This window comes from Escherichia sp. MOD1-EC5495, from assembly GCF_002965965.1.
GTDB lineage: Bacteria > Pseudomonadota > Gammaproteobacteria > Enterobacterales > Enterobacteriaceae > Escherichia > Escherichia ruysiae.
The window spans coordinates 226040-237801 of sequence record NZ_PTRI01000003.1 but is presented as its reverse complement, the minus strand read 5'-3'; the positions used below and the strand labels follow the sequence as shown (position 1 = coordinate 237801).

9 protein-coding genes are annotated in these 11762 nt (G+C 49.2%); 5 read left to right on the top strand and 4 right to left on the bottom strand.

Translation table 11 applies throughout. The features are described from left to right. Positions 1 to 189: 189 nt before the first annotated feature. The 4 genes from pflA to ycaO form a co-directional block, all read right to left on the bottom strand. On the bottom strand, positions 190 to 930 hold the full coding sequence (gene pflA, locus BEG40_RS04360; RefSeq protein ID WP_000111043.1) for a pyruvate formate lyase 1-activating protein: 741 nt from the start codon (positions 928 to 930) through the stop codon (positions 190 to 192). Positions 931 to 1121: 191 nt separating this feature from the next. Continuing rightward, positions 1122 to 3404 (bottom strand): formate C-acetyltransferase, encoded by a 2283-nt coding sequence (pflB, locus tag BEG40_RS04355; RefSeq protein ID WP_105284945.1) that lies wholly within the window; start codon positions 3402 to 3404, stop codon positions 1122 to 1124. A 54-nt stretch (positions 3405 to 3458) separates the two neighbouring features. Next, positions 3459 to 4316, bottom strand: coding sequence for a formate transporter FocA (gene focA / locus BEG40_RS04350; RefSeq protein ID WP_000642546.1), 858 nt, complete (start codon positions 4314 to 4316; stop codon positions 3459 to 3461). A 405-nt stretch (positions 4317 to 4721) separates the two neighbouring features. Further along, on the bottom strand, positions 4722 to 6482 hold the full coding sequence (gene ycaO / locus BEG40_RS04345; protein ID WP_105284944.1) for a 30S ribosomal protein S12 methylthiotransferase accessory factor YcaO: 1761 nt from the start codon (positions 6480 to 6482) through the stop codon (positions 4722 to 4724). Positions 6483 to 6611: 129 nt separating this feature from the next. On the opposite strand from ycaO, the gene BEG40_RS04340 reads away from it, so the two are divergent. The 5 genes from BEG40_RS04340 to cmk all read left to right on the top strand — a co-directional run bounded on the left by BEG40_RS04340 (position 6612) and on the right by cmk (position 11734). Further along, entirely contained in the window at positions 6612 to 7304 is a 693-nt protein-coding gene (locus BEG40_RS04340; protein ID WP_000642858.1) for a DUF421 domain-containing protein, read from the top strand. A gap of 198 nt (positions 7305 to 7502) precedes the next feature. Continuing rightward, entirely contained in the window at positions 7503 to 8591 is a 1089-nt protein-coding gene (serC, locus tag BEG40_RS04335) for a 3-phosphoserine/phosphohydroxythreonine transaminase (RefSeq protein ID WP_000057144.1), read from the top strand. Positions 8592 to 8661: 70 nt separating this feature from the next. After that, complete coding sequence (aroA, locus tag BEG40_RS04330; protein ID WP_000445175.1) at positions 8662 to 9945, top strand: 3-phosphoshikimate 1-carboxyvinyltransferase; 1284 nt, start codon at positions 8662 to 8664, stop codon at positions 9943 to 9945. 168 nt (positions 9946 to 10113) lie between these two features. Further along, entirely contained in the window at positions 10114 to 10878 is a 765-nt protein-coding gene (gene ycaL / locus BEG40_RS04325) for a metallopeptidase YcaL (protein WP_105284943.1), read from the top strand. A 172-nt stretch (positions 10879 to 11050) separates the two neighbouring features. Further along, on the top strand, positions 11051 to 11734 hold the full coding sequence (gene cmk, locus BEG40_RS04320; RefSeq protein ID WP_105284942.1) for a (d)CMP kinase: 684 nt from the start codon (positions 11051 to 11053) through the stop codon (positions 11732 to 11734). The last annotated feature ends 28 nt before the right edge of the window (positions 11735 to 11762 follow it).

Below are 11762 nucleotides of genomic sequence, written 5' to 3'. Positions count from 1 at the left end.
GCAGGGCGACATGGATTTACCGCCGCAGCCGCTGATACCTTACGCCGACTGGTAACGAGGTAGAATCAGAAGGTTAAAACTCGGAAATTAAATCCAGTAAATCAGCGTCGAGCATGTTCTCAACGCTGATTTACTGATTACTACTAAAGGAAGGGGGGGCAGGTCGGAATTCAGCCTGCACATGATGTTTTAGAACATCACTTTATGACCATATTGCTCAAGAATCCCTTTCACTCGCTCCATGGTTTCTTTTTTCGGTGGTTTCACACCGTCGAGTTTGTACTCTTCGCCCATCGCCACCCACTTATGTTTGCCTAACTCATGGTAGGGGAGGAGCTCGATTTTTTCGACGTTACCCATATCGCGAGTAAATTCACCGAGGCGATGAGCTGAATCGTCATCGTCAGACCAGCCAGGTACTACGACATAACGTATCCAGACTTTCACATTTTTGTTCGCCAGATATTTAGCAAACTCGAGTGTACGATGGTTGGAAACGCCTACCAGATTCTGGTGGATTTCGTCGTTCATCTGTTTGAGATCGAGCATTACCAGGTCGGTCACTTCCAGAAGTTCATCAATTACTGGATCGTAACGACGAACAAAACCGTTAGTGTCCAGACAGGTATGAATGCCTTCTTTTTTGCAGGCGCGGAACCAGTCGCGAACGAACTCGGCTTGCAGGATTGCTTCACCACCGGATGCGGTAACGCCGCCGCCGGAAGCGTTCATAAAGTGGCGATAGGTCACCACTTCCTTCATTAAATCTTCAACGGTAACTTCTTTACCGCCATGCGTATCCCAGGTGTCGCGGTTATGACAATACAGGCAGCGCATCAGGCAGCCCTGGAAAAAGGTGATAAAGCGAATACCCGGGCCGTCTACGGTTCCACAGGATTCAAAGGAGTGAATGCGACCAATAACTGACATTGCGGTGTTTCTCCAGATGTGGCCCATCTGAGGCCGTGTTGGTGCGCAGCTCGAAGGCTACGTCGAGTCTGTTTTGGCAGTTACCTTAAAGTATAGATAGCTGACAAAAAAGGCTCTCTTGCTAAAAAAGGCCCCACTTTCGTGGAGCCTTTATTGTACGCTTTTTACTGTACGATTTCAGTCAAATCTAATTACATAGACTGAGTGAAGGTACGAGTAATAACGTCCTGCTGCTGTTCTTTAGTCAGCGAGTTGAAACGTACTGCGTAGCCAGATACACGGATGGTCAGCTGCGGATATTTTTCCGGGTTTTCCATCGCGTCGAGCAGCATTTCACGGTTCATCACGTTCACGTTCAGGTGCTGACCACCTTCGATGGACGCTTCGTGGTGGAAGTAACCATCCATCAGACCTGCCAGGTTGGTCTTACGAACTTCGTCGTCTTTACCCAGTGCGTTCGGAACGATAGAGAAGGTGTAGGAGATACCATCTTTAGCGTAGGCGAACGGCAGTTTAGCAACGGAAGTCAGAGAAGCTACAGCACCTTTCTGGTCACGACCGTGCATCGGGTTAGCACCCGGTCCGAACGGCGCGCCAGCACGACGACCGTCTGGGGTGTTACCGGTTTTCTTACCATACACAACGTTAGAAGTGATGGTCAGAACAGACTGAGTCGGGATAGCGTCACGGTAGGTGTGCAGTTTCTGAATTTTCTTCATGAAACGTTCTACCAGATCAACAGCCAAGTCATCTACACGCGGATCGTTGTTACCAAACTGCGGGTATTCGCCTTCGATTTCGAAGTCGATAGCCAGACCGTCTTCGTCACGAATCGGTTTAACTTTCGCATATTTGATTGCAGACAGGGAGTCAGCAGCAACGGACAGACCAGCGATACCACACGCCATGGTGCGGATAACGTCACGGTCGTGCAGCGCCATCAGAGAGGCTTCGTAGCTGTACTTGTCGTGCATGTAGTGGATGATGTTCAGTGCAGTGATGTACTGTTTAGCCAGCCAGTCCATGAAGTGATCCATGCGTTCCATCACTTCATCGTAGTTCAGGAGATCGCCTTTGATCGGTTCAGATTTCGGACCAACCTGCATTTTCAGTTTTTCATCAACACCGCCGTTGATTGCGTACAGCATGGTTTTCGCCAGGTTTGCACGCGCACCGAAGAACTGCATTTGCTTACCAACGATCATCGGGCTTACGCAGCAAGCGATAGCGTAGTCATCGTTGTTGAAGTCCGGACGCATCAGGTCATCGTTCTCATACTGCAGAGAAGAGGTGTCGATGGACACTTTAGCGGCGAATTTCTTGAAGTTCAGCGGCAGTTTTTCAGACCACAGAATGGTCATGTTCGGTTCCGGAGACGGACCCATGGTGTACAGGGTGTTCAGGAAACGGAAGCTGTTTTTGGTAACCAGGGTACGACCGTCGAGGCCCATACCACCGATAGATTCGGTTGCCCAGATCGGGTCGCCAGAGAACAGTTCATCGTACTCCGGAGTACGCAGGAAGCGAACCATACGCAGTTTCATGACCAGGTGGTCAACCATTTCCTGCGCTTCTTGTTCGGTGATCTTGCCAGCTTTCAGGTCGCGTTCGATGTACACATCCAGGAAGGTGGAAGTACGACCGAAGGACATTGCAGCACCGTTTTGAGACTTAACAGCAGCCAGGTAGCCGAAGTAAGTCCACTGGATAGCTTCCTGAGCGTTGGTAGCCGGACCAGAGATGTCGTAGCCGTATTTAGCAGCCATTTCTTTCATCTGACCCAGAGCGCGGTGCTGTTCAGCGATTTCTTCGCGCAGACGGATGGTCTGTTCCAGGTTTACGCCGTTTTCCAGATCAGCCTGCAGAGAGGTGAACTGTGCCAGTTTGTCTTTCATCAGGTAGTCGATACCGTACAGCGCAACGCGACGGTAGTCACCGATGATACGACCACGGCCATAAGCATCTGGCAGACCGGTCAGAACACCAGATTTACGGCAACGCAGGATGTCCGGAGTGTAAACATCGAACACGCCCTGGTTGTGAGTTTTACGGTATTCAGTGAAGATTTTTTTGATCATCGGATCCAGTTCGCGGTTGTACGCTTTGCAGGAACCTTCGATCATTTTGATACCACCGAACGGGATAAGAGCACGTTTCAGCGGAGCTTCAGTCTGCAGACCAACGATTTTCTCAAGCTGCTTGTTGATGTAGCCAGCGTCGTGAGAAGTGATGGTGGAAGCAACAGCGGTGTCAAAGTCAACTGGCGCGTGAGTGCGGTTTTCCAGTTTAACGCCTTCCATTACTTTGTCCCACAGGGAAGTGGTCGCTTCAGTAGCGCCAGCCAGGAAGGACTCGTCACCCTCATACGGAGTGTAGTTTTTCTGAATGAAGTCACGGACGTTTACTTCATTCTGCCAGTCACCTTTGATAAAACCTTCCCAGGCTGTGGCTAACTTTTCATTAAGCTCGGACATGTAACACCTACCTTCTTAAGTGGATTTTTTATTTACTGCGTACTTCGACAACCATTAATGGTGATCGTTTTCACGCAGGTAAATGACCCAGTATGTCAACCCAACCAACAAACCACCGCCGATAATATTACCGATCGTAACCGGAATCAGGTTATCAGTGATGAAGTTCATCACGGTCAGGTGAGAAAAATTTTCCGGTGCTGAACCGACAGCGGTCCAGAATTCCGGAGATGCGAAGTCGCGGATTACAATACCCATCGGGATCATAAACATGTTTGCGATACTGTGCTCAAAACCGCTGGCAACAAACATCGCGACCGGCAGCACCATGATAAACGCTTTGTCCATCAGGCTGCGGCCAGAATAGCTCATCCATACCGCCAGGCATACCATCAGGTTAGCCAGGATACCGAGGCAAACCGCCTCAATAAAAGTATGGTGCACTTTGTGGTCGGCGGTTTGTAGGACGTTAAGTCCCCATTGACCATTGGCGGTCATATACTCGCCGGAAAGCCACATTAAAAGCACAAATAACAACGCGCCGACCAGGTTGCCAAAATAGACGTTCAGCCAGTTTTTCGCCAACTGGCCCCAGGTGATGCGCCCACTCGCCTTGGCAACAACAATCAACACTGTGGAAGTAAAGAGATCGGCTCCGCAGACAACACAAAGAATCAGCCCCAGAGAGAAGCAAATGCCGCCAACCAGTTTGGCCATGCCAAAGGGCATTGTGCCTGTGCCAGTAGTTGCTGTGATATAGAAGACGAATGCGATTGAGATGAAAACACCGGCGGTAATCGCCAGATAGAAAGTCTTAAGCGGATGTTTCGTTGCTTTATAGACACCTGCCTCTTCGGCCACTTTGGCCATTGCTGCAGGAAGTAAAAGATCAAAAGGGTTGTCAGCTTTCACACTAACTCTCTCTTTATTAAGTCGGCGACGAGATACTAACAAAGCATTATAGATGAGAAATTGATATAGATCATATCTCGCCTGGCTTATAGGCCCGTAACTCGCATGGTTTTTATGCAAATACGGAGTAAATATTTGATTATCCAAATAAAAATAAATTTTAAAAATTAACAAATGAGTTGAATTTTTTCCGCATCCTCCGCTAAAACAGTTAATTAAAAGGGAGCAACAGGCAAATAAACTAACAATATCGATCGTATTTATTAAATATAAATTACCGATATTTAACCTTGTAATTACAATTATTTTATTAATGCAAATATATGTAAAGCGGGGCATTAAAAAAACGCCCCGTAATATAACTCAGCCAAATCATTAAGCCTACATTGCGTAGGCTATTTGATTTTATTTTGCCCAGAATGCCGCTTTGGCGCGCTGCAGCTTTTCGTAGGCTTTTAACAACGACTGATGCGCCGCAAATGCGTGCAGATCGCTATCTACCGGTTGCAAACCATAAAACGCCGCTTCGCCACTCATTGCCGCACTGGCTGCTTCTACCGCATCTGCGCCGTACATACGAACGAAGGCATTCAGATATTGCAGCGGCTGGCGATCTTCTTCCTGCGCCAGCAATAACAATGTTTGCAGGCAGCGATAATAGTTGGCGCGTTCCGGACTGAACACCGATGAGTTAAACTCCATCGTCCATTCAGTCCAGATCAGAGCTTGTTCCATATCGCCGCCAGCCAGTGCCAGCATTGCTTTTAATTCACCGATACGCAGAGTGTACCAGCCGTTATCTGGTCCGGTCGCCAGACCTAACAGCTCACGCACGCGGGTAAAGTCGTCAAAACCTTCTTCATCCAGTTGCTCGATGAGGTTCAGGTAATCTTCTTTTTCCCACTCACTGCCTGGTAACGAAAGGATCGTTTCACGTAAATGGCTGCCCATACTGTTATTTGCCAGCCACAGATCTTCCGCCGGATAAATATCGGACATACCCGGCACGATAATGCGGCAAGCATAAACGCCCAGATGCTCGTAATCGGCAATATAAACTTCTTTATCCTCTTTGTTGAAGATAGCCATCAGCGTGGCAAACTCTTCTTCAGTGGTGCCAGAGAAATTCCAGTCCACAAACGGATAATCGGCATCTTGTTTGAAAAGATCCCAGGAGATCAAACCGCTGGAATCGATAAAGTGCGTTTCGAGGTTAGTATGTTCGGCGACTTCTTCATCATCGAAGGTCGGCGGAGTAAACACATCCAGATCCTTCAGGCCACGACCTTGCAGCAGCTCGGTCACGGTACGTTCCAGTGCAACGCCAAAATCAGGATGCGCGCCGAAGGAGGCAAAACAAGTGCCATTGGTCGGGTTGAACAGTACGACGCAGATCACGGGATACTGACCGCCAAGCGAGCCGTCATAAGCAAAGATTGGGAAACCTTCCGCTTCCAGTGTTTCGATCGCTTCAACTACAGCCGGATAACGTGCAAGCACCTCTGCCGGGATCTCCGGCAAGCTGATGCTTTCAGCAATAATGCGGTTTTTCACGTAGCGTTCGAAAACTTCGGACAATCCCTGAACGCGCGCTTCGTTGCGGGTATTACCGGCGGACATACCGTTGGAAACGTACAGGTTACCGATAATATTCATCGGAATATAAACGGTCTGATTGTCAGACTGGCGCGTAAACGGCAGGCCACATATACCGCGATCTTCATTACCGGATTGCAGATCAATCAGCATACTGCCGGTCAGTTCATTTTCCGGGTCGTAAAATGCGCGCAGACGGTCATCGAGCAGGCCTTCCGGCACGTCATCGCTTTCTGTCAGTGGGAACCATTTTTCGTTGGGATAATGCACGAACGGACCATTGGCGATAGTTTCACCCAGCCAGAAATCAGCAAAAAAGTAGTTGGTTGAGAGACGCTCGAAATATTCGCCCAGGGCAGAAGCCAGCGCCGCTTTTTTGGTTGCGCCTTTACCGTTGGTAAAACACAGTGCGCACTCTTTGTCGCGAATATGTACAGACCAGACGTTAGGCACTGGATTCAGCCAGGAAGCTTCTTCAATCTGAAAACCGAGGTCGGAGAGTTTTTGCTGGAAGCGAGCGATGGAATCTTCCAGGGCGGCATCTTTGCCGGGGATAAATGTTTGTGTCATGAAAATCACTTTAGTCGTACGGAAAGCGCGCAATAATACGGGTTTTATCTCAAAGGCGCTATCACCGCCGCCACGCCGGTGAACTGTTGACTATGCTTTTAGCGGATAAATTACGATAAGAGCATAAAAATGAAGGCGTTCGATCTCCACCGTATGGCATTCGATAAAGTGCCGCTGGATTTTCTTGGCGAAGTCGCTCTACGGAGCCTCTATACCTTTGTTCTGGTCTTTCTGTTTCTTAAAATGACAGGAAGGCGTGGAGTGCGGCAAATGTCGCTATTTGAAGTGTTAATCATTCTGACGCTGGGGTCAGCTGCAGGGGATGTGGCGTTTTACGACGATGTGCCGATGATCCCGGTGCTTATCGTCTTCATTACCCTGGCGTTGTTATACCGCCTGGTGATGTGGCTGATGGCGCACAGTGAGAAACTGGAAGATCTGCTGGAAGGCAAGCCGGTTGTCATTATTGAAGATGGCGAACTGGCTTGGTCGAAACTCAATAACTCCAACATGACGGAATTTGAGTTTTTTATGGAGCTGCGACTGCGTGGTGTGGAACAACTTGGACAGGTACGCCTGGCTATTCTTGAAACCAACGGTGAAATCAGCGTCTATTTCTTTGAAGATGACAAGGTGAAGCCGGGGTTGCTTATTTTACCCAGTGATTGTACCCAACGTTATAAAGTGGTGCCGGAGTCGGCGGACTATGCCTGCATCCGTTGCAGTGAAATCATTCACATGAACGCGGGTGAAAAACAATTATGTCCGCGCTGTGCAAATCCAGAATGGACGAAGGCAAGTCGGGTAAAACGGGTGACCTGACAGCAAAAACATCGGTTTTTTGACAATGATTCGAGATTTTATATTGTGTGACGCGTGCCGCATTTTTGCGCGCAACGGTTTTACCCATTGCGATGCGTGTCACTGAATGATAAAACCGATAGCCACAGGAATAACGTATTACCTGCGGTCGCAATCGATTGACCGGGGGTTAATAGCAACGCAACGTGGTGAGGGGAAATGGCTCAAATCTTCAATTTTAGTTCTGGTCCGGCAATGTTACCGGCAGAGGTGCTTAAACAGGCTCAACAGGAACTGCGCGACTGGAACGGTCTTGGCACGTCGGTGATGGAAGTGAGCCATCGTGGCAAAGAGTTCATTCAGGTTGCAGAGGAAGCCGAGAAGGATTTTCGCGATCTTCTTAACGTCCCCTCCAACTACAAAGTATTATTCTGCCACGGCGGCGGTCGCGGTCAGTTTGCTGCTGTACCTCTGAATATTCTTGGTGATAAAACCACAGCAGATTATGTTGATGCAGGCTACTGGGCGGCAAGCGCCATCAAAGAAGCGAAAAAATACTGCACGCCAAATGTGTTTGACGCCAAAGTGACTGTTGATGGCCTGCGCGCGGTTAAGCCAATGCGTGAATGGCAACTCTCTGATAATGCTGCTTATATGCATTACTGCCCGAATGAAACCATCGACGGTATCGCCATCGACGAAACGCCAGACTTCGGTAAAGATGTGGTGGTCGCTGCCGACTTCTCTTCAACGATTCTTTCCCGTCCGATTGATGTCAGCCGTTACGGCGTGATTTACGCTGGTGCGCAGAAAAATATCGGCCCGGCTGGCCTGACGATCGTTATTGTTCGCGAAGACTTGCTGGGTAAAGCAAATATCGCCTGCCCGTCGATTCTGGATTATTCCATCCTCAACGATAACGACTCCATGTTTAACACACCGCCTACGTTTGCCTGGTACTTATCTGGCCTGGTCTTCAAATGGCTGAAAGCGAACGGTGGTGTGGCTGCAATGGATAATATCAATCAGCAAAAAGCAGAACTGCTGTATGGCGTGATTGATAACAGCGATTTCTACCGTAATGATGTGGCGAAAGCTAACCGTTCGCGGATGAACGTGCCGTTCCAGTTGGCGGACAGTGCGCTCGACAAATTGTTCCTTGAAGAGTCTTTTGCGGCTGGCCTTCATGCGCTGAAAGGTCATCGTGTTGTCGGCGGAATGCGCGCGTCTATTTATAACGCGATGCCGCTGGAAGGTGTTAAAGCTCTGACAGACTTCATGGTTGAGTTCGAACGCCGTCACGGCTAATGCCGAAATTTTGCTTAATCCCCACAGCCAGCCTGTGGGGTTTTTATTTCTGTTGTAGAGAGTTGAGTTCATGGAATCCCTGACGTTACACCCCATCGCCCGTGTCGATGGCACTATTAATCTGCCTGGTTCCAAGAGCGTTTCTAACCGCGCTTTATTGCTGGCGGCATTAGCACACGGCAAAACAGTATTAACCAATCTGCTGGATAGCGATGATGTTCGTCATATGCTGAATGCGTTGCAGGCATTGGGGGTGAGCTATACGCTTTCTGCCGATCGTACGCGCTGCGAAATCATCGGTAACGGCGGTCCATTAGACGCAGAAAATGCGCTGGAGTTGTTCCTTGGTAATGCGGGCACTGCGATGCGCCCGCTGGCGGCAGCACTTTGTCTGGGAAGTAATGATATTGTCCTGACTGGTGAGCCTCGTATGAAAGAGCGCCCGATCGGTCATCTGGTGGATGCGCTGCTCCAGGGCGGGGCGAAAATTACTTACCTGGAACAAGAAAACTACCCACCGCTGCGTTTACAGGGTGGTTTTGTGGGGGGCAACGTAGAAGTTGATGGCTCCGTTTCCAGCCAGTTCCTTACCGCACTGTTAATGACCGCGCCGCTTGCGCCGGAAGATACGGTTATTCGTATTAAAGGTGAACTGGTTTCTAAACCTTATATCGACATCACGCTCAACCTGATGAAGACGTTTGGTGTTGAAATTGAAAATCAGCACTATCAAAAATTTGTCGTAAAAGGCGGGCAGTCTTATCAGTCACCGGGGACTTATTTGGTAGAAGGCGATGCCTCCTCTGCGTCTTACTTCCTTGCCGCAGCAGCGATCAAAGGTGGCACTGTAAAAGTGACCGGCATTGGACGCAACAGTATGCAGGGTGATATTCGCTTTGCTGATGTGCTGGAAAAAATGGGGGCGGCCATTAGCTGGGGCGATGATTATATTTCCTGCACTCGTGGTGAACTGAACGCTATCGATATGGATATGAACCATATTCCCGATGCGGCGATGACTATCGCGACGGCGGCGCTGTTTGCGAAAGGCACCACAACGCTGCGTAATATTTATAACTGGCGCGTTAAAGAGACGGATCGTCTTTTTGCGATGGCGACTGAACTGCGAAAAGTGGGGGCTGAAGTGGAAGAGGGGCATGACTTCATTCGCATTACGCCGCCGGAAAAACTGAACTTTGCCGAGATCGCCACTTATAACGATCACCGCATGGCGATGTGTTTCTCGCTGGTGGCCTTGTCAGATACGCCGGTGACGATTCTTGACCCAAAATGTACGGCCAAAACATTTCCGGATTATTTCGAGCAACTGGCGCGGATTAGCCAGGCAGCCTGAATGAAGAACGGGCAATAAATAGCCAAATCTTTCTTTATCAAAACGTCGGCGCATTGTCGGCGTTTTTTTTCGGACATTGTGAACCATTTTTATTGATGGTAGCGTTAACTGTCAATGTAAGTTGTTGATACATAATATTTATATATGATTAATCAACGGATGATTCACATGAAGAATACTAAATTACTGCTGGCGATTGCGACCTCTGCAGCATTACTGACAGGGTGTCAAAATACCCACGGTATTGATACCAATATGGCTATCAGCTCCGGTTTAAATGCATATAAAGCAGCAACGTTAAACGATGCCGATGCAAAAGCGATTGCCAATCAGGGCTGTGCCGAAATGGACAGCGGCAATCAAGTCGCAAGTAAATCCAGCAAGTACGGTAAACGTCTGGCAAAAATCGCCAAAGCATTGGGTAACAATATTAACGGCACGCCGGTCAACTATAAGGTTTATATGACCAGCGACGTCAACGCATGGGCGATGGCGAACGGCTGTGTTCGTGTCTACAGTGGCCTGATGGACATGATGAACGACAACGAAATTGAAGGGGTTCTGGGTCATGAACTGGGGCACGTTGCGTTGGGTCACTCGCTGGCTGAAATGAAAGCCTCTTATGCGATCGTTGCCGCACGTGATGCTATTTCCGCCACCAGCGGTGTTGCTTCCCAGCTTTCCCGTTCACAATTAGGTGATATCGCAGAAGGCGCTATCAATGCTAAATACTCCCGCGATAAAGAGTCTGAAGCAGATGATTTCTCCTTTGATCTGCTGAAGAAACGTGGCATCAGCACCCAGGGACTGGTCGGTAGCTTTGAAAAACTGGCTAGCCTGGATGGCGGTCGTACCCAGTCCATGTTTGACTCTCACCCACCATCAACAGAGCGTGCGCAACATATCCGTGATCGTATCGCCTCTGGTAAGTAAATCATTGTCATCTTTCGGGCTGGTCTTCTGCCAGCCCGCTATAATTGCGCAATAAATCCCCATCTGAATACAGACAAAACTGGTTTTTGCACACAACGTTAACGATTTGTGGCGCCGACGCGTATAATGCGCGCGGTTATGTTAACGGTACGCCTGTTTTAAGGAGATAAAGATGACGGCAATTGCCCCGGTTATTACCATTGATGGCCCAAGCGGTGCAGGGAAAGGCACCTTGTGTAAGGCTATGGCGGAAGCGTTGCAATGGCATCTGCTGGACTCGGGTGCAATTTATCGCGTACTGGCGCTGGCGGCATTACATCACCATGTTGATGTGGCGTCAGAAGACGCTCTGGTGCCGCTAGCATCCCACCTGGATGTACGTTTTGTGTCGACCAATGGCAATCTGGAAGTGATCCTCGAAGGGGAAGATGTCAGCGGTGAAATTCGTACTCAGGAAGTGGCGAATGCCGCTTCACAAGTCGCCTCATTTCCTCGTGTTCGTGAAGCATTATTGCGTCGCCAACGTGCGTTTCGTGAATTGCCAGGCCTGATTGCCGATGGCCGCGACATGGGAACAGTTGTATTCCCTGATGCGCCAGTGAAAATTTTCCTTGACGCCTCTTCGGAAGAACGTGCGCATCGCCGAATGCTACAGTTGCAGGAGAAGGGCTTTAGTGTTAACTTTGAACGCCTTTTGGCCGAGATCAAAGAACGCGATGACCGCGATCGTAATCGTGCGGTAGCGCCTCTGGTTCCGGCATCCGATGCTTTAGTGTTGGATTCCACCACCTTAAGCATTGAGCAAGTAATTGAAAAAGCGTTACACTACGCGCGCCAAAAATTGGCTCTCGCATAAGCGACCGAATTTGCAGTACCCCCGTTGC